Origin of the sequence: Acinetobacter sp. TUM15064 (genome assembly GCF_008980265.1) — a bacterium.
Taxonomy (GTDB): Bacteria; Pseudomonadota; Gammaproteobacteria; order Pseudomonadales; family Moraxellaceae; genus Acinetobacter.
The window spans coordinates 1-23,717 of sequence record NZ_BKFU01000021.1 but is presented as its reverse complement, the minus strand read 5'-3'; the positions used below and the strand labels follow the sequence as shown (position 1 = coordinate 23,717).

Here is a 23,717-nt window from a genome sequence, read left to right as displayed (position 1 = left end):
TTTAGCCACTTACTTAAACTTGTGTCCACGTGGCTGTAAGTGGTTGTTGCCCCATACGAATCAGATGATCTAAGACGACGTGTTCTAAGTGACTCAGTTTATCTTCACTTGCCTCAATGCTGACATGTAAATGCTCGGCTTGAGGGCTTAATAACACGCGTGCTTCAGGCATGATAATACCAAATGTCGTTGTTTCTTGTTCAATATCAAATTTGTGTTTCCAGTGATTCACCAGTCGTTTTGCAATTCGAGCTGCATCTGTCGTGACAATATCTGCTGTACTTTTCATATTTACCTCGTTGATTGATCTATCAACATAGCAGTTTCATCGCAAATGGAAAGTTGAATGTTGCAACGCTATGTTGCAAATTTAGAAAGCTTGGGGCTTTCTTTTTTGACAAGTCTGCAGTTCAAAAGCTGAATTTGCTATAATACCTCTATTCCCTTTTGTATAAGCCAGGTACACGCATGTCCAAGCCTTATTTAATCGCACCATCTATTCTATCTGCTGACTTTGCTCGTTTAGGTGAAGATGTTGAACATGTACTTGCAGCAGGTGCAGATGTGGTTCACTTCGATGTGATGGATAACCACTATGTGCCAAACCTGACTTTTGGTGCGGGTATCTGTAAGGCCCTCAAGAATTACGGCATCAAAGCTCCGATTGATGTGCATTTGATGGTCAAACCTGTCGATCGTATGATTGGTGACTTCTTGGAAGCTGGCGCGGACATTATTACTTTTCACCCAGAAGCTACTGATCATATCGACCGTTCTTTACAGTTGATTAAATCTGGTGGCGCAAAAGCAGGTTTGGTCTTTAACCCAGCAACACCGCTCCATTATTTAGATTATGTACTGGATAAAGTCGATCAAATTTTGTTGATGAGTGTGAACCCAGGTTTCGGCGGTCAAAAATTTATTCCGATGACTTTAGACAAACTCCGTGAAGCACGTAAAATTATTGATGCTTCAGGTCGTGATATTCGCTTAGAAGTCGATGGTGGTGTGTCGCCTGCAAATATCCGTGAGATTGCGGAAGCAGGTGCAGATATGTTTGTTGCCGGTTCGGCTATTTTTGGAAAACCAGATTATAAAGCTGTGATTGATGATATGCGCTCAGAGCTTGCAAAAGTCGGTGCGGTAAAGGTTTAAGCTCACAGGTATAAATACATAATGGGTTGTGGATAACTTTGTGGGTAAGCTAGTGGATATCTGTGTTGATAACCACGTGGATAACTTGATTAATATTCAAACGTTTACACAGCAATGGTTTAGTATTTAGACATTAAATGTATAAAAAGGACTCGTTTGAGTCCTTTTTTATGTCTTGAATAGTTGATTTTCACTGATGCTTTATTCAACTTTGCTTAAAAATGGCACTGTTTAAAAAATAACTTTCTTGTTTAAGTCTGCTGGGAGACTAAACCCTCACAGTCATTGAATTTAAATTTATAATCTTGTGTATAAGCCATTCTTTGCTTATCCTGTAAGGAATCAGCTAAAAAATGTAAGCCATTTACTGGCGATAAACATTTGATCGTGCTTAGATACCACCTTCCATTCACTGACTTAATAGGATTGATTGTGCGTTCATTGCTCAAGTCACATTCTTGGTTTGTCTTACTCATTACCTTGGTAATGGGGTGGAGTGGTATTGCCCAAGCTTCGGCGGCGCCGATGCATCAAATGATGCAACTCAGTATGCAGGTTGCAACCAGTGAGCAAAGTTCAGCGCATGCAACAGGCATGCAAACCATGCCAGACTGCCATCAAGCGAAATCATCGAGTCCAGCCTCTGGACATCAAATGCATATGGCTCAAGCCGATATGGCAGCGAAGAGCAACTGTCATGTGTCGGATGTAATGCAAAGCAATCAAGTTCAGTGTCAGGAGTGTGCACATTATCACTGCCAAACGACACTGACACTTTTAGATGTTGAACCCCTCGTATTGGTTCAGCTTGAAGCTGCTGTAGCACAATCAACCCCGCATTTTCGCTATCACGCTCAACATTTAGTGGGCTATTGGCAAGAAATTCTACGTCCTCCTAAAGCCTAATCCTGATTTTTAAAACTTTATTTTTAAAATTATTAGGATTTAGTCATGTCTATTCAATTTAAACAAAGCCTCATCCTTGGGGTGTGTCTGATGTCATCATCTTGGAGCTTTGCCGCAGTCAAAGAGTACCAATTGGTGATTGATGAAAGTCCCGTTAACTTAACGGGAAAGTCGCTCAAGCGGATTAGTGTCAATGGGCAGTTTCCAGCGCCTTTGCTTGAGTTTGAGGAGGGTGATGATGCAGTCATTCGCGTCAAAAATAACCTAAAAAATCAAGACTCATCAATCCATTGGCATGGTTTGCTTTTGCCTGGGTTGATGGATGGTGTTCCGGGTTTTAATGGGTTTAACGGCATTCAGCCGAAAAGCGAATTTGTCTATAAGTTCAAAGTTCGCCAGAGTGGAACTTATTGGTACCACGCACACTCGAAGGGACAGGAACAGGACGGGCTGTATGGTGCATTGGTCATTTATCCTAAAGACAAAAAGCCTTTAGCGCAGCATGAAAAAGCCGAGCGTGACTATGTGGTGATGCTATCAGATTTCCATGAACAGAGCAGTGAACAAATTCAGAAGAATCTGAAAATTTCTGCCGAGTATTATCAAAATCAACGCGAAACCTTAGGTGATACTTGGAAGCAAGTGCAACGTGATGGTTTAAAAGCTGCATGGAAAGACCGTTCGATGTGGAATCAAATGCGCATGTTGAAAACGGATTTGTCCGATGTCACGGGCTACACCTTCCTCATCAATGGCAAAACCCCTGAACAGAACTGGACAGGTATGTTTAAGCCAAATGAAAAAGTTCGTTTACGTTTTATCAATGCCTCAGCCATGTCATTTTTTGATGTACGTATTCCTAATCTAAAAATGACAGTAGTCAGTGCAGATGGTCAGCCTGTTAAACCCGTTCCTGTGGATGAGTTTCGGATTGGAACGGCCGAAACTTATGATGTGATTGTGGAGCCGAAAGCAGGGCATTACCAAATTGAAGCAGAGTCGATTGACCGTTCAGGCTACGCCATTGGAACTTTGCATAATGAGTTGACCCCAATGGCACAGAGTATACATATGCCTGCACCCCGTCCACGTTCATTGTTGACTATGGAAGATATGGGGCACGGCTCAGAACATTCAGGTATGGATCATTCACAGATGAACCATGAAGCGATGGTTGAAATGGATCATTCAAAGATGAATCATGAAGCGATGGCTGAAATGGATCATTCAAATATGAATCATGAAGCGATGGCTGAAATGGATCATTCAAAGATGAATCATGAGACCATGTCTGAGATGAACCATACACAGATGGGTCATGCGCAACAGAATACGACAGCAAGTTCGGTACAGAAAACTGTTACACCAGTTTATGGTTGGGCGAATGCCTCTACGCCTAAAGGTGATAAGGCATTGCAATATAGCGATCTCAAATCCTTAGAACCCCAAAAAGATACCCGTGAGGCAACGAGCGAGTTGGTGATTCGTTTGGGCGGAACTATGGAGCGTTATTTGTGGACCATTAACGGGAAAAAATTTAGCGACGCTGAACCGTTGAAAGTGAAGTATGGCGAGCGTATTCGGATCAAATTTATCAATGACAGCATGATGGCACATCCGATGCATTTGCACGGGATGTTTATGCAACTGGAAAATGGGCAAGCTGCCGTTGATATGCCGAATAAGCACACGTTGATTGTACCACCAGGCAAAACAGTGACCGCTTTACTGACCGCAGATGAGTTAGGTGAATGGGCCATTCACTGTCATCTGCTTTACCACATGAGCTCAGGCATGATGAATAAATTGATAGTGGCCAATGTCAGTGACGCTCAAGTGTCCACCACCCCAATTCAAGGGCAAAAAACAGCAGCTCAAGCTGAGCCAAAAGGAGATGAACATGCGCACCACTAATCTTTTTTCAGGATTTGCCTTAGCTGTTACTGTCTTGTTTAGTTCGGTTGCTATGGCTGCTGAATCTCATGCACAGCATGAAAAACAAAAAGCCAAATCAACAAGTCAAGCTCAGTCCAAAGATATGGCACATGAGCATCATCAGCATAGTGCCGATGAGCATGCTCAGATGCTGAAACAGAAAAATGCGGTAGGTCAGCCTTCATCGGAGAAGCAAGCTCAGACTCAACCAAGCAAGCAGTCGAAGGCTCAGAAAGGAGATCATCATGCGCACCATTAATCTTTTTTCTAAAAGCATATTGAGCAGTTCTTTAATGTTGATGAGTGCTGCGGCTATGGCGCATGAAGGGCATGATATGCCTGCTGAAGCAAATGAAAATATGTCCATGACCACTGAGTCTGTGATGTCACAACATGCACAGCATCAGGCGATGACCATTCCAACTCAAGTTGCTCCGCAGTCTAGTGCACAACATGGGCAGCAGATAAATCATGATTCAACAGCACATACGCATGATCACCGCAAAGAGCACGGTGCACAAATTTATGCGGTCACCACCGTTGATAACAAATGGTTGCTGAATGAAGACGGTGATGGTGGTTTAAAGTCTGAGTTTGAAACTCGTATCGGGACAGATGAAAATAAGCTGTTTATCAAACTACATGCAGATAAGCAGGAATCGCATAAGGCTGAGTATGATGCCAAAGTACTGTATAGCCGTATGATTTCAGACTTTTGGGATGTACAGGCGGGTGCACGTTACCGAGTTGAAAAAGTGGAGCGTGAACAGCATGACTGGGATACGGAAGAAAAAGTGGATGGGGTGCTTGGCTTACATGGTTTAGCACCGTATTTCTTTGAAACCGATGCCTACGTATATGCTGGTACAGACAACTATGCTGCGTTTAGTTTGGAAACTGAGCGGGACTTGTTATTGACTCAAAAGCTGATCTTTAAACCTTATTTAGATCTGAACATTATTTTTAGTGATGACTCTAAATATGCTAAAAAATCAGGTCTCAGTAGTGCAGCCGTCGGTCTTGAGACGCGTTATGAAATCAGCAAAAAAGTCATGCCTTATGTGGACATTGCCTATGAATATAGCAAAGGCAATGAAGCGACGGCTTGGCAAGTTGAAAGTGACGAAGAGAAAGGTTGGCAGTATGGAATGGGTATTCGCTTTAAGTTTTAAGTCGAACGTTTAGGTTTAAAGTGAATACCTGAGATTGCACTAGATTTGTGCTGAAAGAGGGGTGATCTGCTGGTTTAGATCACTCCTTTTGCACTTTAATGATTTTTAAGTGTAAAAATAGCTCATTTTGGTGCGTATTTTGCTATAATTTAAGGCATATTCAGGAGGAACGACCTCCCTCATATTGAGAAAATTCGTCAGGACGACCTGACTCTAGTGAAATGGAGTTGGTAGTATGGCTTGGGTTTTTCTTATCTTTGCGGGTCTGTTTGAAATCGTTTGGGCATATTCAATGAAGCTGTCCGAAGGGTTTAGCAAACTCACACCCAGCATCATCACCATTGTGTTCATGATTTTAAGTTTTGGTTTACTGGCCTATGCAATGCGAACATTGCCGCTAGGGACCGCGTACACCATTTGGACTGGAATTGGTGCGATTGGTTCCTTCTTGGTCGGGATTTTTATTTTAGGTGAACCCGCAACGGCTATGCGGATGTTTGCTGCGGTGCTGATTGTATCGGGCCTAATTTTGATGAAACTCTCATCCAGCTAAATTCATTTAAATCTGTCGAGCTTCAAGCGATCCTTCGTTTGAAGCTTTGTTGTTTCTGGTTTCGGTAAAAGGTGTGTGGCGTATGGCATGGGTGATTTTAATTGTTGCAGGTTTGCTCGAAGTGGTTTGGGCCTATGCGATGAAAGTATCGGATGGTTTTACCAAATTGACACCGAGTATTTTAACCCTCGTATTTATGGTGGCCAGTTTTGCGCTGCTGTCTTATTCCATGAAGACCTTACCTTTGGGCACTGCCTATACCGTTTGGACTGGGATTGGCGCGATTGGTTCATTTTTGGTTGGAATTTTGATTTTGGGCGAACCAGCCAATGCCATGCGGATGCTCGCAGCGGTTTTAATCATTTCTGGACTTGTACTGATGAAACTTTCATCGTCATAATGTTGCTAAATAGACAATTTTTGTGGTGAAGCATGCGCTTATTTTTTAAATATATGCCATCTCCTGTCGGGGTACTGAGACTGGTGGCACATGATCAAGCTTTGGTTGCCGTATTGTGGGAAAATGAAAACCCAAAACGGGTACGCTTAGCTGAGTTGGTTGAACAGAATCAGCATCCGATTTTGTTGGAAACGGAACGACAGTTGAGCGAATATTTTTCGGCAAAGCGTCAAAGTTTTGATTTGCCTTTGGATTTTGCTGGGACAGATTTTCAGCAGCAAGTTTGGCAGGCTTTACTGCAAATTCCGTTTGGTGAAACCCGAAGCTATAAAGATATTGCGCTACAGATTGGCAATGTCAAAGCTGTTCGTGCAGTGGGTGCAGCCAATGGCAAAAATCCGATTTCAATTATTGCACCGTGTCATCGGGTGGTGGGGGCGAATGGAAAATTGGTTGGTTTCGCAGGCGGTCTGGACAATAAAGATATTTTATTATGGCTTGAGAAAATTGCGAATTAAGCTTGTTTTTCGGATTTTTTAAGCTTGTTTTTTTATTTTAATAATTTAAAAATCAGAATCTTATGTTTTAATCTATCTTCTTTTGAAGAATCGTGTCTCTAACTCAAACAACGATGAATAATATGATCAGTCAAATTGTGGGGAATGTATTTTCAGAGCTATGGTGGATGCTACTGATCTTGTTTGGGATTGGTCTTTTAAAAGTGTTTAAGCCTTATCTGAAAGGAAAGTTTGGGGAGTTCGCGGTTCAAGCGCATGTGAAATTATATTTGGATGAGCGTTATATTCTAATTAACGATGTGACTTTGCCTGATGAGCAGGGTGGGACGACCCAAATTGACCATATTGTATTAAGTCCCTTTGGTGTTTTTGTAATTGAAACCAAAAACTATAAGGGGTGGATTTTTGGTGGTGAACATCAAAAGATGTGGACGCAGAAAATTTATAAAAAGAGCTTTAAATTTCAAAATCCGCTACATCAAAACTATAAACACGTCAAAGTACTGCAAAGTGTGTTGCAAGATATTGTCGATGTAGACTATATCCATTCTGCTGTGGTGTTCATGCCTGAATGCGAGTTCAAAACTGAGATGCCCAGTACGGTATTTAGAGGTAAAGCATGGGTCGATTATATGAAGACCTTTAATACAGAGGTAATTCCAGCGATGAAACTGAAACGGATTCAGCTTCGGATTGAAAAAGAAGTGCTAGAAAAGTCATGGAAAACCAATCGTGAGCATGTGGCACATTTAAAACAACGCCATCAAGACCGTTAAACAAAACCCTGCATATACAGGGTTTTCTACTTAGAAACGCTTTGGAATTTTCTGACCGCCTTCAACAGGTGTTTCTGCCTGTTTTAATACGCCAAAGAGCCATGTTTCGGCATGATGCACTGCGACTTTAACACTGTCACCTTGTGCCAAACGACCAGCAATAAAACTCGCCAGCGAACAACCTGAACCGTGATATTCACCGGCTAAACGTGGGCAGCGAGTTTCAGAAATGAGCTCGCCATTCACAAACAGAGCATTGCGAATATAGTCTGGTGTGTCTTCATGACCACCTTTGACCAGTACCGCTTTGGCACCCATTTCAAACAGTTTTTGCGTTGCGGCATCTAAGTCATCGAGACCTGTTAATGCTCGTAGCTCAACTGTATTTGGAGTAATAATGTCTGCTAATGGGATCAGTTCAACAAAAGCTTTGACCAAAGTTGCTTGATCGCCCAGTGAACCTCCACTGTTCGCTACTAAAACAGGGTCGAGCACATACTGGTACTCAGGATGTTCACGTAGAAATTCAGCTAGTGCTGCAATATTATCTGTGGTGCCTAACATGCCAGACTTTACGGTTTTAATCGGTAAATCACCGACAACAGCGTGCGCCTGAGCTAACAGCAATTCTTTTGACGTCGCTTCAAAACCAAACACTTGTTGCGAGTTTTGAACAGTGAGTGCTGTACACGCAATGGCTGCATGCGCACCACTTTGACCAATCGCTTCGATATCGGCCTGTAAACCAGCACCACCTGAAGGGTCTAAACCAGAAAAGCACAGTACGGTTGAACGCACAGAAATATCCTTGTTGCGAAAATTTGCGATAGTATAGGCAACTTTAGCAGAACTCTCGATAGTATTTTATTTAAAGCCCAAGAAGGATCAGCTGTGATTAAACATATTTTGCTAGATTTAGATGGAACATTAACAGATCCGAAAGTTGGTATTACCACCAGCGCACGTTATGGCTTAAACAAAGTTGGGCATCCGATTGCCGATGATCTAAATATTGACTGGATTATTGGGCCACCACTCAAAGCGTCTTTGGCAAAACTCTTAAATGTTGCAGTGGACGATGTTTTGGCAGAGCAAGCTCTACTGGGCTATCGTGAGCGTTTTGCGGTGAAAGGTTTATATGAAAACCATTTATTTGCCGATGTTGAACCGACCTTAAAAAAACTGACCAAGCAGGGTTATCACTTGTATTTGGCGACAGCAAAACCAGAAGTCTATGCCCGTCAAATCTTAGAGCATTTCAATTTACTACAATACTTTGTGCACCCCTATGGCAGTGAACTGAACGGTGAGCGCACCAATAAGGGAGATTTGATTGCTTATATTCTAGAAAAAGAGCAGTTAAAAGCAGCAGAATGTCTGATGGTTGGCGACCGAGAGCATGACATTTTGGGTGCACGTCGCAACGGCATTGAGACTATTGCGGTGGAATACGGTTATGGTTCTGATCAAGAGTTGACGGAAGCCGCGCCTAAAGCACGAATTAAAAATTTTGCAGAGATACTTCAATTTATTAAGTAAAATCAGTATGATTGCTAAATAATAAAATACTTGATTATGCGAATAATGATAAAAAAAGTTCTGCTGGGTTTGGTTATATTGGCATTCGGTAGTGGTGGATTGGTTTATTGGTTACAGCAGGATGATGAGTTATCTGCTCAAACCAAAGCCTTGATAGATGCTGACTATGCCTTTCAAAGCGATCTGAAACAGCATCCATTTTTCTATGCCTGGGGAATGGATGCGAAAGCAGATGTTGAGCCTGAAAGCTTGGGTCGTTTACGCTATTATGAGCAGTGGCAACAGCAGGGTAAGTCATTATCTTCCGCAAATAAAGCAGCGCCTATGCAAATACAGCAGTTGCAAAAACACCCGTTGTTGGCAGAACAAAAACAAGTATTAGATGAACTCAATCAGGTTTTACTACAAACGCCAGAACAAAGTGAATCCTTTATTCGCCAACATCAATCTCAGTTTGTTGCAATGTTTGCAACAGAGCAATTTGCAATACAGCGTTATTTGCACTGGTTAAACAGTACGGATTATGTCTCTTTATTGCTTCCAGCTGACGGTGTACTGCCAGACTATCAAACTCTGCGCGATCTTCATTTATTGCATGCGGTTCAATTGAGTTTAAAACCTAAAGATGAGTCAAAGACTGCACTTTTACAGTACATCTCTGCTTTACAAAATATGCAGGGACAGAAACTCTCTATGATTGAGAAATATATCATGCAGAACTTTATCTGGCAGAGTCTGGATATGCTCAATCTAAAGGCTCAGCATGCGAGCGTGCATGTCGAACCTTTAACTCAGCATGCTTTGAGTTTAAGGCAAAGTATGCGTTATGAAGTGAGCCAAAATGCACACTCCTTTCAAAGTCTAGCAGTACCAAAAGGTATGTCTGATTGGCAATACCGTCTGGTTTATCTACCAAACCGCAGTTTAAATCAGCAAGTTAAAGACATCGAACCTTATATTGCATTGTCTGAACTATCGTATTTGGATTTCTTGCAACAGTATGAGCATTTTCAGCCTGAGAAGCGCTCTAAATACGTTTTGAAAAATTCGGTGGGAAATATTTTAGCGCAAGTAGCTGTTGTTGACTGGCGACCTTATGCACTTCGTTCTCGAATTTTAGACAATAAAATTCGAGTTTTTAATGCAGTACAAAAGCAGGAATCGGTAGAAGAGCTGAATAAAAATAGGGAAGCATATGATTATTATCAAAAAGGGCATCAGCTCTGTTTGAAACAGCCATTTCCACAACAAAAGCTCCCTGCGTATTTAGCTCAAGATACTTGTATGCCGATTTAAGCTATTGTGCAATTTAGCGAATGTCCAAATAAAAACTTTCTTTCACTTCTTCCATCACAATATAACTGTGTGATGACGCTGAAGAGGGCAGTTTTTTTAGTAAATCACCCAATAGGCGTCGGTAGGCACTCATTTCTTTTAAACGGGCTTTGACTAAATAATCGAATTCACCTGAAATCAGATGGCATTCTAAAACCTCTGGAATCTCGACCAAGTCACGCGCCACTTGATCAAACACATCGCCAGACTTGGCTGATAGCTTAATTTCTAAAAACACCAATAGGTTTCGATCGACCAGTTGCGGATTGAGGCGTGCGTAGTAACCCATGATAATACCATCACGCTCTAAGCGTTTGACGCGTTCCGAGCATGGCGTGGTTGAGAGGTTAACGCGAGAGGCCAATTCACTAATTGCAATTCGTCCATCGCGCTGCAAAATGTCTAAAATCTGCTGATCAATCCGATCTAATTTACGCATTATAAATTTCCTATGTTTAGAATTTTAGCGCGACAAAAGTGGTGATTTACCTAGATTATAATATTAAAAACAGTGAAAAAAACTATTAACCTAAAAATATACTAGTGAAATAAACTAGTGTGTGTAAGGGATCAGTCATGCGTGTAATTGTCTTAGGTAGTGGTGTCATCGGTGTTGCAAGTGCATATTACCTTGCACAACAAGGCGCAAGCGTTACGGTTTTAGACCGTCAGGCTGGTCCTGCTGAAGAAACTAGCTTTGGTAACGCAGGGCAAATCTCTCCAGGTTATTCTACACCGTGGGCTGCACCCGGTATTCCGTTTAAAGCTGTAAAGTGGATGTTCCAACATCATGCACCCTTAGCCATTAACATTGATGGTAGCATGTGGCAGTTAAACTGGATGGCGCAGATGTTAAAAAACTGCAACCCACAAAGTTATGCCATTAACAAAGAGCGTATGACACGTGTTGCTGAATACAGCCGTGACTGCTTACGTGAACTGCGTAAAGAAACTGGCATTCACTATGAAAACCGTGCGAAAGGAACTTTGCAGGTTTTCCGTAATGAAGCTCAATTGGATGCCGTACAACGTGACATCCAAGTATTAAAAGAATGTGGCGTCGACTACGAACTATTATTAAAAGATGACTTAGCCAAAGTTGAGCCAGCTTTAGAATATGCTAAAGATAAATTAGTCGGTGGTTTGCATTTACCGAATGATGAAACAGGTGACTGTTACCTATTTACTAATGCTTTGGCAAACCTTGCAAAAGACATGGGTGTAGAATTTAAATTTAACCAAAATGTTGAAAAACTAGTGGTTGAAGGGGATGAAATCAAAGGCGTGGTGGTGGATGGTCAAGTGCTTACAGCAGACCGCTATGTGCTTGCTTTTGGTAGTTATTCACGTGATTTCTTGAAACCATTGAATTTGAATTTGCCTGTGTACCCTGTCAAAGGCTATTCACTAACCATTCCAATTGTAGATCCTGCATTTGCACCGCAGTCTACGGTTCTTGATGAAACTTATAAAATTGCCATCACGCGTTTTGACCAACGTATCCGTGTAGGGGGTATGGCTGAACTGAGCGGTTTCAACCACGGCTTAAACCAAGACCGCCGTGCGACCTTGGAAATGGTGACTCAGGACTTATTCCCAGGTGGAAATTTAGCTGAAGCAAGTTTCTGGACAGGTTTACGTCCAATGACACCAGACTCAACGCCAATCATTGGTGCGACTCGTTTTAAAAACCTATTCTTAAATACAGGGCATGGCACCTTGGGTTGGACCATGGCATGTGGTTCAGGCAAGCTCATCAGTGACTTGGTGATGAATCATCAACCAGACATCAGTACTGAAGGTCTCTCTATTCAACGTTATCCTTCAGCAGCCTAATCCGTTTTAGGCCGTATTGATTCAAGGAAGAAGAAAATGCCACGTCCAATTACTGCAGTGATTCATAGCCAATCACTGCAGCATAATTTAAATGTTGCTCGCACTAAAATGCCGAATAGCCAAGTCTATGCGGTGGTCAAAGCCAATGCTTATGGTCATGGTATTGAACGCGTCTATCAAGCGTTCAAATCTGCCGATGGTTTTGCGCTGCTCGATTTGGCAGAGGCAAAACGCATTCGTGCTTTGGGCTGGACAGGCCCAATTCTGTTACTCGAAGGTATTTTCTCAGAGCAAGATCTATTTGACTGCCATGAGCTAGGTTTAAGCTTCAGTATTCATAGTGAATATCAACTTGAATGGTTAGCGCGTTTTCCTTTAGAGGCGCAGTTCGATGTTTATTTAAAAATGAACAGCGGCATGAACCGTTTAGGTTTCCGTCCTGAACAGTACCGTCAAGTATGGCAGCAGCTCTTAAACTTGCCTCAAGTTCGACGTTTGACCCATATGATGCATTTTTCGGATGCCGATGGTGAGCGTTTCGGACGTGATGGCATTGCGCATCAATGTCAGTTGTTTGATGCCATTACCCATGATCTACCGGGTGCACGTTCAGTCAGCAACAGCGCAGCCATCTTACGTCATGAACAGTTGCAGTCGGATGTAATCCGTAGCGGCATTATGCTTTATGGCAGTTCTCCAGATTATCCAAGCCACTCCATTGAAGACTGGGATTTGCAACCTGCCATGAGTTTGCGTAGCGAGTTGATTGCCATTCAGCAGTTAAAAGCAGGCGATAGTGTCGGTTATGGCTCAAAGTTCATTGCTGAAAACGACATGCGTGTGGGTATTGTGGCTTGTGGTTATGCCGATGGTTATCAACGGATTACCGCAACAGGCACGCCTATTTTAGTCGATGGACAACGCAGTAGCTTGGTCGGACGGGTCAGCATGGACATGTTGGCAGTTGATTTATCTCACCTCCCAAATGCCCAAGTTGGCGACGAAGTGGTGTTGTGGGGTACATCGAAACAGGGCGCTATGCTTAGTATTGATGAAGTCGCAGCAGGTTCAGGCACGATTGGCTATGAGCTGATGTGTGCTGTCACTGCACGTGTCAATTTTATCCAAGATTAAATTTTATTTTTATACAGTTTCATACAAGGAAAGACCTATGTCACATTCAGACATTCAAAAATTCAACACCAACGAAGTCATGAGTGCAGTCACTGTGTTTAATCAAGTGGTGTATTTGTCAGGGCAAGTGCCAAAAAATACCGACAATGATGTCGCAGGTCAGACCCGTGAAATTTTAGCAACGATTGATGAGCTTTTAGCTTTGGCAAATACAGATAAATCACGTTTGTTATCTGCTCAGCTTTACATCAAAAATCTCTCTGATTTTTCAACAGTCAATGCGATTTGGATTGATTGGATGAACGGTTGTGTGGCGCCTTCACGTGCCACGATTCAAGCTGATTTGGTGAATCCAAACTGGTTGATCGAAATTGCAGTAACTGCTGCACAAAACTAATTTTTTAAACTCTCCCCGTGTGTATCAGCCCTTTGGCTCAGGCTGAATGGCTGATCAGCGTATAAATACCGCCCGTTAGGAAAACGAGCACTGTATGAACATGGTTTATACGCAAAAAAGGACATTAACAGGATGTTAAATTATGACGACCACACCACAAGCTGACGGTGCAAATGCATCATCGCATGAATTACAACGGAAATTATCTAACCGCCACCTGCAATTGATTGCCATTGGTGGCGCGATTGGGACGGGCCTATTTATGGGTTCGGGCAAAACTATCTCTCTTGCTGGTCCTTCTATTCTGATCATTTATATGATTATCGGGACCATGTTCTTCTTCCTAATGCGTGCATTGGGCGAAATTCTATTGTCCAATTTGCACTATAAGTCGTTTATCGACATGGCTCATGATCTGATTGGGCCGGGTGCGGGTTACTATATCGGTTGGTCCTATTGGCTCGGTTGGGTCTTGGTCGGTATTGCGGACTTGGCAGCCATTATTAACTATCTTGGCTTTTGGCTCCCGCCAGATATGACCTTTACGCCTATGGGACAGGCTTTAATCAGTGTCGGCTGTGTGCTGTTTGTCCTTGGGCTAAATTTGCTGACCGTGAAACTTTTTGGCGAAATTGAATTTTGGTTTGCTTTAATCAAAATTTTAGCCATTTTAGGGTTGATCGTGATTGGTGGCTTTATGGTGTTTAGCCATTTCCAAGCACCGGGCGGTTCAGTTGCAAGCTTCAGTCATGTTTGGTCGCATGGTGGGATGTTCCCTCAAGGCGGTAGTGGCTTTTTAGCAGGCTTCCAAATAGCACTCTTTGCCTTTGTCGGTGTAGAGCTGATTGGAACCATGGCTGCTGAAACCAAAGATCCTGAAAAGAACTTACCGAAAGCAGTGAATGCGATTCCAACCCGTATTATTTTATTCTATGTGTTGTCGCTATTTGTCGTGATGTCGGTGACACCATGGAATCAAATTCCTGCGGATCAAAGCCCATTCGTTTCACTATTTTTACATGCGGGTATCCCAACTTCAGCCATCATTATGAACTTGGTGGTACTGTCTTCAGTGATGTCTTCCATGAATAGTGGTGTGTTCTCTACATCACGGATGCTGTTTGGTTTGGCAAGAGAAGGGCAAGCACCACAGAGCCTAGCGCGTCTGTCAAAACGTGCTGTACCAGCAAAAGGCCTATTCTTCTCATGTGCCTTTATCATGGCAGGTGCGGCGCTACAGTATTTTGTACCAAACACCGTTGAAGCCTTTACATTAGCCAGCTCATTGTGTGTGATTCTGTTTATCAGTATTTGGAGCATTATTATGGTGTGCTATATCCGCTACCGTAAATTGCGTCCTGAGCTACATGCAAAGTCGACCTTTAAAATGCCGGGCGGTGTTTGGATGTCTTATGTGGTCTTAATCTTCTTATTCTTCACGTTGGTTATTTTGAGTTTAGAGGCGGATACCCTTCGCGCATTGATGATCAGTCCGCTATGGGTGATTATTTTAGCCGTGACCTATCAACTGCTGTACAAGCCACGTATGAAAAAACGTCTGTTAGAACAGCAACTGGATAACTAAGTAAATTCATTCTGTACTCGTGATGTTTGAAAGAAAGCCCTGCATAAGCAGGGCTTTCTTTTTGCTTAAGCTGAATCAATGGGTTCTAATTCAGTGTTAGATGATTGTATGATTTTATATATAAAAGCTATTTAAATCTGATGGTTTCACTTTTAATGAAGCACTTTAAAATTTTAACAATGATTTATGCGTAATTATAAAATTGACATCCTGCGTGGCGTGTCCATCCTGTTGGTGCTGATTCACCATTTCAATATTCCGTATAAATTACACGATACGGTTCTCGGCATTCCCATTGGGGGCGAGAGCTTAAGTACTTTGATTGCAAGAAATGGCAACTATGGTGTGACCATATTTTTTGTCATTTCGGGTTTTTTGATTACCCAACATACTTTACAGCGCAGTGGTTCTTTGGCGCAGATTAAACTGAAAGATTTTTATATCCGTCGTATTGCCCGAATTATGCCGTGTCTGGTGTTATTGGTCGCGATGGTTAGTGTGCTCGGAAGTTTAGGATTACAACCCTTTATCAATCAGTCGCCCAATGGCGTAGAGGTGTCCTATGCTGTGACTGTTCTTTCAGCTTTGAGTTTCTGGATGAATCTACTGATTATTGAATACGGTTGGGTGAACTATGCTTTGGGCGTATTGTGGTCTTTATCGGTTGAAGAAGTTTTCTATTTAGCCTTTCCTGTCCTGTGTTTAGGGCTTGGTCGGGGCAAAGGCTTTATTGTTTTGCTGCTCGCGATAATCGCTTATGCACCGTATTTTCGTGCCCTGCATTTTGGCGAGGAAAGTGGGGCTTATCTATATCACTATTTCTCTAGCTTTGATGGAATTGCGATTGGCTGCCTCACCGCAATGTATGCACAGTATTTCAAGGGAACTATTTATAATCAAAAAATGATTGTTGCAGTAACAACGCTTCTGATGACTGCTTTATATTTTTACGCACCCATCAAAGAGGTGAGTACTTGGAGCATCAGCGTATTTGCGTTACTGACGGCATTACTCATATTGTGTTTTGCCCAAGATCCCGAAGTTAAACCTGTCTCATACGCGGCACGGAGTTTGGTCTGGATTGGGCAGCGTAGCTATGAAATGTATCTGTTTCATTTGATTATTCTTGGCTTAATGAAAGTGGTGTATTTCCCCAAAGACACTTTAGCGGCTGAAAAGTTGATGTTGTTGCCTGTTTATTTTATCGCGGTGTTTATTTTGAGTTGGGCGATTGAGAAATATTATTCGACCCCGCTCAATTTGAAGATTCGTCAATTTGGGATACGGTCATAGCGTGGATCTTGAGTTGTACTGTTGATTTTTACAGACATTAAAAAGCCCCAAATCAATCGGGGCTTTTTAACTGTGGGATTTTAAAATGTCGGTTTAACCACGACTAAAATCACCACAGCAAATAAAATGAGGGTCGGCATTTCATTAAAGAAGCGCCAAAATTTGTGTGACTTGTAGTGTGCATGACCAATCAATTTCTTACGGTAATAACCGCAAACAAAGTGGTAAATCACCAACAGTCCAACCAAACCGACTTTGAGGTAGAACCACAGGGCTTCATGATAGTGGCGTGTTGCATCCCCCCAATCGACCAAGAAATGTGCCGTGATCAGTGTTGCAATCATCGACGGCCACATAATGCCACGGTATAACTTACGTTCCATAACCTCGAAACGTTGATGACTGACTGCATCATCACTCATGGCATGGTAAACATAGAGCCGTGGTAAGTAGAACAGTGCAGCAAACCAACACACCACGGCAATAATATGTAATGCTTTTACCCACAAGAAAGCATCAGAAGGAGCATCCATCAAGTCACCCTAAAATGGGCGGCTTAGCCTTCCCATTTTTTGAAAATGAGACATGCATTTACGCCGCCAAAACCGAAACTGTTACTCATCACAGTATTCAATTTTGCGTCACGTTTTTCAAGCACGATATCAAATGGTTTTGCGCCTTCATCTAGTTCAGTCACGTTGATGTTGGGTGCAATAAAGTCATTTTGCATCATTAGGACAGAGTAGATCGCTTCTTGTACGCCTGCTGCACCTAAGCTATGACCTGTCATTGACTTAGTTGAGCTCAGTGGAGGAACTTGACCTTCGCCAAATGCACGTTCCATTGCTTTTAACTCAGTCACATCACCAGCAGGCGTTGATGTCCCATGCGTATTCACATAGTCAATTTTGTCGACGCCGTGCTGTTTTGCTTCTTCAAGTGCCATCAGTACACAACGTGTCGCACCTTCACCTGATGGTGCAACCATGTCTGCACCGTCAGAGTTTGCAGCATAACCTACGACTTCAGCCAAAATGTTGGCGCCACGTGCTTGCGCATGCTCTAAAGACTCAAGCACCACAAAACCGCCACCGCCAGCAATCACGAAGCCGTCACGGTCAGCAGAATAAGGACGAGACGCTGTTTCTGGTGTGTCATTGTACTTTGAGCACAGTGCACCCATGGCATCAAACAACAAGCTTTGAGACCAGTGATCTTCCTCACCGCCACCTGCAAGCATTAAGTCTTGTTTGCCGAGTTGAATCAGGTTGTAGGCATAACCAATTGCATCAGCAGAGGTTGCACATGCGCTGGTAATGGTGTGTGCAACACCTTGCATTTTAAAAGCAACACCAACGTTTGCTGTAATTGTGTTCGACATATTACGTGGTACGAAGAACGGACCAACTTTACGTGCGCCTTTGGTGTCTAACAATTCTTTCATTTCAACTACAGATGCAGTTGAACCACCACCTGAACCGCCTGCGATACCATAGCGTGGATTGCCACCAATTTGCTCGGCTGTTAAGCCTGCATTTTCAACCGCAGCAACCGCAGCGTTATATGCATACATAGCACAAACACCCATAAAGCGTTTTAGCTTACGGTCGATACCATCAAAGTCTTGTTCAGCAGCAGCACTGATATGACTTTTAAAATTGAGTTCAGCATAGGTTGGGTTAAAACGTGTCCCAGAAATCCCGTTTTGTAATGCATGAGTAACTTCTTCCAAAGTATTACCGATACATGAGTTGATCCCCATGCCAGTGATTACTACACGTTTCATTTACAGATCCCTTATATGGTGGTTTTACCGAGTTGCGCTTAGAGATGAATCAACAATTTATTTCTAAGCCAATTGCAACTCTTATGTTTTCAATGCAGATCATAATAGCAGAAAGAATTTTTAATTCTTATGGCAAATCCTATGCCAATTTAGCTTGTCTTAAAATCAAGCAAAGCACATTTCAACTTTACTAAAAGACACATATTGTTATTGAGATAAATGCGTACTACACCTAGTATTTAGCTAGAAATGAAAGATTATAAAGCACGAGGTAAGGAATGGCGGATTCAAACAATAAACAGCGCAGTGGTTTCTTTTCAAATGCCTTTGGAGTGGCTAAAAAGCTCAGTCATACAGGTTTAAATCTCTTAAACCAAGTGGCTCCAGACGCGGTGTCAACACTGACAAATAGCCCAACAGGAGATGCCACGACTCCAAAAACAAAATCAAAAAGTAAAACTTATGAGCGCCCGCAACATGTTTTACGTGAGCACCTGCCGACGGTATCACGTCAGTTATTAGGCCGACATTATGCGAAAGCAAACCGTATGGCGAGTTTTGTTTCTCCGCAACTTTCCGATAAAGCGGCTGATTATCTATTTGGTCAGCTCAATCAATTTAGTTCGAATATGTGTTCTGTCGATGCTGTTTTAGATGAAGCGGGTGTGCGTGATCTTGAAATGTTAACTCAAGATGTTGACCGTTCTAAGCGGATTAGTCAGGCATTATCGGAACAAAATAAGATCATTGCCATTGTTCAGGGGGCATTGACAGGGGCAACAGGTCTAGTGGGTTCAACCGTGGATGTGCCTGCTTCTTTGGTCATGTCATTGCGAATGATCTATCAAGTAGGGCGCTCTTACGGTTTTGACTTAAATAAAGAGTCTGATCAGGACATCGTACAGTTTATTTTTAAGCAAATTGATTTGGGTTTAATTGCCGAAAAGCAAACTTTATTGATGGCGATTAAAGCGATTTCGAGTACCTTGCAAACCCATGATGTTTCTCAGTTACAACAGTTGTTGGGATCGAGCAATGATGCAGAAGCTTTGAAGAAATGGTTGACCAATGCCGATGGTCAACTGAAATGGGGGCAGTCGCTTGCTAATCTATCCTTACTCAATAAACTAGCAAAGCTCTCACCCATTGCCAGTGCTAGTGTGAGTGCCGCTTATAGTTGGCGCTTAGTGGATGATGCACATCAAAAGGCGCAGTTGATTTTTTCACAAGCTCGCCAGTATATCATTCAGCAAAAAGACAATAGCCTAAGTGCCTTGACCGCTTATGAGCGTTCACTTGAGCTTTTAGTTAAAGCATCGCCGCGACTGCTTACTCAACGCAGTGCAACAGATGCGGAAACAGAGAGCTTAAATATGGGCACTGAAATCGCATTGGATGGTCATCAAAATATTGCTAAAGTGAAAGTTCAGAAGAAGTCAGACAAAGGCACACAAACACCAACCGATGATCTCGTTCAACAAGGCCTAGAGCAGCTTGCAGATCAAATGGTTGAACCCCATGATGCTGTTGCACCGCAACAGCCAGCCCTGCAAGTGGAAGAAGATCTTGCAGATTTATATCCTATGGATGAGGTTGAAGAAACCACACAAAACAATAATGCGTCTTTTGTACAAAATGAACCCAATACGGCTTCAAAAGTTGCTGCGAAGCCTACTGTAGAGCCGACTGAAAAAAAGGTTACAAAAAGACGAAATGCGCCAAGTAAAAAATAAACTACTTAAAATAGATGAAAATTTGTAAAAGTCCTGATGTAGTCAGCATTACATGTAGTTTGAAATGTTGACCATTTTTGCGTCTTAGCTTACAATTGCATGCCCTCAAAAAGTCGTCTTTTTTTTGGGTTTTTTATTAACGGGAGAATTGCCAAATGGCAACAACAAATCAGTTGATCCGTAAGGGTCGTACGACTTTAGTTGAAAAATCTAAAGTTCCTGCGTTGAAGGCTTGTCCACAACGTCGTGGTGTTTGTACACGTGTTTACACAACTACACCTAAAAAACCGAACTCAGCAATGCGTAAAGTTTGCCGTGTGCGTTTAACTTCTGGTTTCGAAGTTTCTAGCTACATCGGTGGTGAAGGCCATAACCTACAAGAGCACAGTGTTGTTCTTATCCGTGGTGGTCGTGTTAAAGACTTACCAGGTGTACGTTACCATACCGTTCGTGGTTCTTTAGATTGTGCTGGTGTTAAAGATCGTAACCAGTCTCGTTCTAAATACGGTACTAAACGTCCTAAGAAATAATCTTTCGAGATTAACTTCTTAGTTCGCTAGAACTGCAATCCTTTATCGTCTCGCTTGTCTGATTTCTGCATTAATTTTGTGAAATTCAAGCGACGTGTAGTAAGGCCAGCGAAAGCACATGACACTTTGTGCTACGGCTGGATTAACCTGAAGTGTCATATATATAGGTAGTTTAAAATGCCAAGACGTCGCGTAGTTGCTGCTCGTGAAATCCTTCCGGATCCTAAGTTCAGCAGCCAAACAATCGCTAAATTCATGAACCACGTAATGCAAGATGGTAAAAAATCTATTGCTGAAAGTATCGTTTACGGTGCTTTAGACCGCGTTCAAGAAAAAAACAAAGTAGACCCAGTTGAATTTTTCGAGACTACTCTTGAAAAAGTTCGTCCTATGGTTGAAGTAAAAGCACGCCGTGTTGGTGGTGCTACTTATCAAGTACCTATGGAAGTACGCCCATCCCGTCGTACTGCTCTAGCTATGCGTTGGTTAGTAGATGCTGCTGCTAAGCGTTCTGAAAAAACTATGGCTTTACGTCTTGCTGGTGAGTTGCTTGATGCAGCTGAAGGTAAAGGCGCAGCGGTTAAAAAACGTGATGACGTGCATCGTATGGCTGAAGCCAACAAAGCATTCTCTCACTACCGCTTCTAAGCGACTAAAACAGCCCCTATTCAGGAGGGTGACAGCTTGGTTTACGCCAAACTGTCATCGAATCGCTTTAAGCTGTCTGCCAGCTTAAAGCGTCCTGTTTTAAACAACAAAATTTAGGAATGCAAGAAATCATGGCTCGTCAAACCCCAATTTCTCGTTATCGTAACATTGGTATTTCTGCGCACATTGATGCTGGTAAAACCACAACTACAGAACGTATTTTGTTCTACACAGGTGTATCTCACAAAATTGGTGAAGTACACGATGGTGCAGCAACAATGGACTGGATGGAGCAAGAGCAAGAACGTGGTATTACCATTACTTCTGCTGCTACGACTACATTCTGGTCAGGTATGTCTAAGCAATTCCCTGAACACCGTATCAACGTAATTGATACACCGGGACACGTTGACTTCACAATTGAAGTTGAGCGTTCTATGCGTGTTCTTGATGGTGCATGTATGGTTTACTGTGCTGTAGGTGGTGTACAACCTCAGTCTGAAACTGTATGGCGTCAAGCAAACAAATACCAAGTACCTCGTTTAGCATTCGTGAACAAGATGGACCGTACAGGTGCAAACTTCTTCCGTGTTGTTGAACAAATGAAGACTCGTTTAGGCGCGTCTCCAGTACCTGTAGTGATTCCTGTTGGCGCTGAAGAAAACTTCCAAGGCGTAATCGACTTGATCGAAATGAAAGCGATCATTTGGGATGAAGCTTCACAAGGTATGAAGTTTGAGTACGGTGAAATTCCAGCTGAACTTCTAGCTTCTGCTGAAGAATGGCGTACAAACATGGTTGAAGCTGCTGCTGAAGCTTCTGAAGAGCTAATGGACAAGTACCTAGAAGAAGGTGATCTTTCTAAAGAAGACATCGTTAATGGTCTACGTGTTCAAACTTTGGCTTGTCAAATTCAACCAATGCTTTGTGGTACAGCGTTCAAAAACAAAGGTGTTCAACGTATGTTGGACGCAGTAATTGAATTCTTACCATCACCTACAGAAGTTAAAGCTATTGAAGGTGTACTTGACGACAAAGCTGAAACTAAAGCGATTCGTGAAGCATCTGACGAAGCTCCGTTCTCTGCGCTTGCGTTCAAAATCATGAACGACAAATTCGTAGGTAACTTAACTTTCGTACGTGTTTACTCTGGTGTTCTTAAACAAGGTGATTCTGTTTATAACCCAGTTAAATCTAAACGTGAACGTATCGGCCGTATCGTGCAAATGCACGCGAACGATCGTCAAGACGTTGAAGAAATTCGTGCAGGTGATATCGCTGCGTGTGTAGGTCTTAAAGACGTAACTACGGGTGATACACTTTGTGATGAGAAAAATGTCATCACACTTGAGCGTATGGAATTCCCAGAGCCAGTAATTGCATTGGCTGTTGAACCAAAAACTAAAGCTGACCAAGAAAAAATGTCAATTGCTTTAGGTCGTTTGGCTAAGGAAGATCCATCATTCCGCGTTCGTACTGACGAAGAGTCAGGTCAAACAATTATTGCTGGTATGGGTGAGCTTCACCTTGACATCATTGTTGACCGTATGAAACGTGAATTCGGTGTTGAAGCAAACATTGGTAAACCAATGGTTTCTTACCGTGAAACGATTAAAAAGTCAGTTGAACAAGAAGGTAAATTCGTACGTCAAACTGGTGGTAAAGGTAAATTCGGTCACGTATACGTACGTTTAGAGCCAATGGATCCTGATGCTGGTAAAGACTACGAGTTCGCTGAAGAAGTTGTTGGTGGTGTAGTTCCTAAAGAATTCTTCGGTGCTGTGGATAAAGGTATCCAAGAGCGTATGAAGAATGGTGTCCTTGCTGGTTACCCAGTTGTTGGCATTAAAGCTACATTATTTGACGGTTCTTACCACGATGTCGATTCGGACGAATTATCGTTCAAAATGGCAGGTTCTTACGCATTCCGTGACGGTTTCATGAAAGCAGATCCTATCTTGCTTGAACCGATCATGAAAGTTGAAGTAGAAACTCCAGAAGACTACATGGGCGATATCATGGGTGACTTAAACCGTCGTCGTGGTATGGTTCAAGGTATGGATGACTTGCCTGGCGGTACTAAAGCAATTAAAGCTGAAGTTCCACTTGCGGAGATGTTTGGTTACGCGACTCAAATGCGTTCTATGTCTCAAGGCCGTGCAACATACTCTATGGAATTTGCTAAATATGCTGAAACTCCACGTAACGTGGCTGAAGGCATCATTTCTAAATTCCAGTCTGGCGGTAAAAAAGGTGACGACGAGTAATCTTTCGATTACTATAAGCCCAAACTAATTCATAGTTAAAAACCAAGTGCTCATGCAGTGATCCTGCATGAGTAGTTTAAAAAGGAAGATCTCATGGCTAAGGCTAAGTTTGAACGTAATAAGCCACACGTTAACGTGGGCACAATCGGTCACGTTGACCATGGTAAAACAACTTTAACAGCTGCAATTGCAACTGTATGTGCGAAGAAATTCGGTGGT

General features: G+C 42.5%; 26 protein-coding genes. 21 read left to right on the top strand and 5 right to left on the bottom strand.

What is annotated here, in order from left to right; translation table 11 throughout:
* Positions 1-13 precede the first annotated feature (13 nt).
* Complete coding sequence (locus GBI16_RS08475) at positions 14-289, bottom strand: DUF2218 domain-containing protein (protein WP_086210769.1); 276 nt, start codon at positions 287-289, stop codon at positions 14-16.
* 179 nt (positions 290-468) lie between these two features.
* Here GBI16_RS08475 and rpe point away from each other — a divergent pair, with 179 nt between their 5' ends.
* The 9 genes from rpe to GBI16_RS08430 all read left to right on the top strand — a co-directional run bounded on the left by rpe (position 469) and on the right by GBI16_RS08430 (position 7,415).
* Positions 469-1,155, top strand: a complete 687-nt coding sequence (gene rpe / locus GBI16_RS08470; protein WP_086210768.1) for a ribulose-phosphate 3-epimerase — start codon at positions 469-471, stop codon at positions 1,153-1,155.
* A 432-nt stretch (positions 1,156-1,587) separates the two neighbouring features.
* Complete coding sequence (locus GBI16_RS08465; protein WP_086210767.1) at positions 1,588-2,061, top strand: hypothetical protein; 474 nt, start codon at positions 1,588-1,590, stop codon at positions 2,059-2,061.
* Between the two features lie 45 nt (positions 2,062-2,106).
* A complete protein-coding gene (locus tag GBI16_RS08460) occupies positions 2,107-3,975 on the top strand; it encodes a copper resistance system multicopper oxidase (RefSeq protein ID WP_086210766.1) in 1,869 nt (622 codons plus the stop codon).
* On the top strand, positions 3,962-4,255 hold the full coding sequence (locus tag GBI16_RS08455) for a hypothetical protein (protein WP_086210765.1): 294 nt from the start codon (positions 3,962-3,964) through the stop codon (positions 4,253-4,255). Before GBI16_RS08460 ends, GBI16_RS08455 begins: the two co-directional genes overlap by 14 nt.
* The gene (locus tag GBI16_RS08450; protein ID WP_151706907.1) at positions 4,242-5,168 is read left to right on the top strand and encodes a copper resistance protein B; all 927 of its coding nucleotides are present in this window, start codon (positions 4,242-4,244) and stop codon (positions 5,166-5,168) included. The genes GBI16_RS08455 and GBI16_RS08450 overlap by 14 nt, the downstream gene beginning before the upstream one ends.
* A 235-nt stretch (positions 5,169-5,403) precedes the next feature.
* Complete coding sequence (sugE, locus tag GBI16_RS08445) at positions 5,404-5,721, top strand: quaternary ammonium compound efflux SMR transporter SugE (RefSeq protein ID WP_005400191.1); 318 nt, start codon at positions 5,404-5,406, stop codon at positions 5,719-5,721.
* Between the two features lie 82 nt (positions 5,722-5,803).
* On the top strand, positions 5,804-6,121 hold the full coding sequence (sugE, locus tag GBI16_RS08440) for a quaternary ammonium compound efflux SMR transporter SugE (RefSeq protein ID WP_119064948.1): 318 nt from the start codon (positions 5,804-5,806) through the stop codon (positions 6,119-6,121).
* A gap of 32 nt (positions 6,122-6,153) precedes the next feature.
* Positions 6,154-6,639 (top strand): methylated-DNA--[protein]-cysteine S-methyltransferase, encoded by a 486-nt coding sequence (locus tag GBI16_RS08435; RefSeq protein ID WP_151706906.1) that lies wholly within the window; start codon positions 6,154-6,156, stop codon positions 6,637-6,639.
* 122 nt (positions 6,640-6,761) lie between these two features.
* Entirely contained in the window at positions 6,762-7,415 is a 654-nt protein-coding gene (locus tag GBI16_RS08430) for a nuclease-related domain-containing protein (RefSeq protein WP_404814590.1), read from the top strand.
* Positions 7,416-7,445: 30 nt separating this feature from the next.
* Here GBI16_RS08430 and GBI16_RS08425 read toward each other — a convergent pair whose 3' ends face one another.
* Complete coding sequence (locus tag GBI16_RS08425) at positions 7,446-8,213, bottom strand: hydroxymethylpyrimidine/phosphomethylpyrimidine kinase (RefSeq protein ID WP_119064945.1); 768 nt, start codon at positions 8,211-8,213, stop codon at positions 7,446-7,448.
* A 93-nt stretch (positions 8,214-8,306) separates the two neighbouring features.
* On the opposite strand from GBI16_RS08425, the gene GBI16_RS08420 reads away from it, so the two are divergent.
* Positions 8,307-8,954: an HAD-IA family hydrolase gene (locus GBI16_RS08420; RefSeq protein ID WP_151706905.1), complete on the top strand. Its 648-nt coding sequence runs from the start codon at positions 8,307-8,309 to the stop codon at positions 8,952-8,954.
* A 45-nt stretch (positions 8,955-8,999) separates the two neighbouring features.
* Positions 9,000-10,250: a hypothetical protein gene (locus tag GBI16_RS08415; RefSeq protein ID WP_151706904.1), complete on the top strand. Its 1,251-nt coding sequence runs from the start codon at positions 9,000-9,002 to the stop codon at positions 10,248-10,250.
* Positions 10,251-10,263: 13 nt separating this feature from the next.
* On the opposite strand, the gene GBI16_RS08410 is transcribed toward GBI16_RS08415, so the two are convergent.
* The gene (locus GBI16_RS08410) at positions 10,264-10,728 is read right to left on the bottom strand and encodes an Lrp/AsnC ligand binding domain-containing protein (RefSeq protein ID WP_004694947.1); all 465 of its coding nucleotides are present in this window, start codon (positions 10,726-10,728) and stop codon (positions 10,264-10,266) included.
* 137 nt (positions 10,729-10,865) lie between these two features.
* Between GBI16_RS08410 and GBI16_RS08405 the strand changes: the two genes are divergently transcribed.
* From GBI16_RS08405 to GBI16_RS08385, 5 genes are all read left to right on the top strand, one after another.
* On the top strand, positions 10,866-12,125 hold the full coding sequence (locus GBI16_RS08405) for a D-amino acid dehydrogenase (protein ID WP_086210758.1): 1,260 nt from the start codon (positions 10,866-10,868) through the stop codon (positions 12,123-12,125).
* A gap of 36 nt (positions 12,126-12,161) precedes the next feature.
* Entirely contained in the window at positions 12,162-13,259 is a 1,098-nt protein-coding gene (gene alr / locus GBI16_RS08400) for an alanine racemase (RefSeq protein WP_086210757.1), read from the top strand.
* Between the two features lie 37 nt (positions 13,260-13,296).
* On the top strand, positions 13,297-13,656 hold the full coding sequence (locus GBI16_RS08395; RefSeq protein WP_004694941.1) for a RidA family protein: 360 nt from the start codon (positions 13,297-13,299) through the stop codon (positions 13,654-13,656).
* A gap of 142 nt (positions 13,657-13,798) precedes the next feature.
* Positions 13,799-15,241, top strand: coding sequence for an amino acid permease (locus tag GBI16_RS08390; RefSeq protein ID WP_086210756.1), 1,443 nt, complete (start codon positions 13,799-13,801; stop codon positions 15,239-15,241).
* A 186-nt stretch (positions 15,242-15,427) separates the two neighbouring features.
* Positions 15,428-16,534: an acyltransferase gene (locus tag GBI16_RS08385; RefSeq protein ID WP_151706903.1), complete on the top strand. Its 1,107-nt coding sequence runs from the start codon at positions 15,428-15,430 to the stop codon at positions 16,532-16,534.
* An 80-nt stretch (positions 16,535-16,614) separates the two neighbouring features.
* Here GBI16_RS08385 and GBI16_RS08380 read toward each other — a convergent pair whose 3' ends face one another.
* Together GBI16_RS08380 and GBI16_RS08375 are read right to left on the bottom strand one after the other, a co-directional pair.
* On the bottom strand, positions 16,615-17,067 hold the full coding sequence (locus tag GBI16_RS08380; RefSeq protein WP_005011820.1) for a CopD family protein: 453 nt from the start codon (positions 17,065-17,067) through the stop codon (positions 16,615-16,617).
* Between the two features lie 23 nt (positions 17,068-17,090).
* Positions 17,091-18,320: a beta-ketoacyl synthase N-terminal-like domain-containing protein gene (locus GBI16_RS08375; protein WP_086210754.1), complete on the bottom strand. Its 1,230-nt coding sequence runs from the start codon at positions 18,318-18,320 to the stop codon at positions 17,091-17,093.
* Positions 18,321-18,598: 278 nt separating this feature from the next.
* On the opposite strand from GBI16_RS08375, the gene GBI16_RS08370 reads away from it, so the two are divergent.
* The 5 genes from GBI16_RS08370 to GBI16_RS08350 all read left to right on the top strand — a co-directional run.
* Positions 18,599-20,053: an EcsC family protein gene (locus GBI16_RS08370; RefSeq protein ID WP_086210753.1), complete on the top strand. Its 1,455-nt coding sequence runs from the start codon at positions 18,599-18,601 to the stop codon at positions 20,051-20,053.
* A 155-nt stretch (positions 20,054-20,208) separates the two neighbouring features.
* On the top strand, positions 20,209-20,583 hold the full coding sequence (gene rpsL / locus GBI16_RS08365; protein WP_002050319.1) for a 30S ribosomal protein S12: 375 nt from the start codon (positions 20,209-20,211) through the stop codon (positions 20,581-20,583).
* Positions 20,584-20,760: 177 nt separating this feature from the next.
* A complete protein-coding gene (rpsG, locus tag GBI16_RS08360) occupies positions 20,761-21,231 on the top strand; it encodes a 30S ribosomal protein S7 (RefSeq protein WP_004694929.1) in 471 nt (156 codons plus the stop codon).
* 131 nt (positions 21,232-21,362) lie between these two features.
* Complete coding sequence (fusA, locus tag GBI16_RS08355) at positions 21,363-23,498, top strand: elongation factor G (RefSeq protein ID WP_086210752.1); 2,136 nt, start codon at positions 21,363-21,365, stop codon at positions 23,496-23,498.
* Between the two features lie 93 nt (positions 23,499-23,591).
* On the top strand, positions 23,592-23,717 hold a 126-nt coding region (locus GBI16_RS08350; RefSeq protein ID WP_227518531.1), incomplete at its 3' end, for a GTP-binding protein.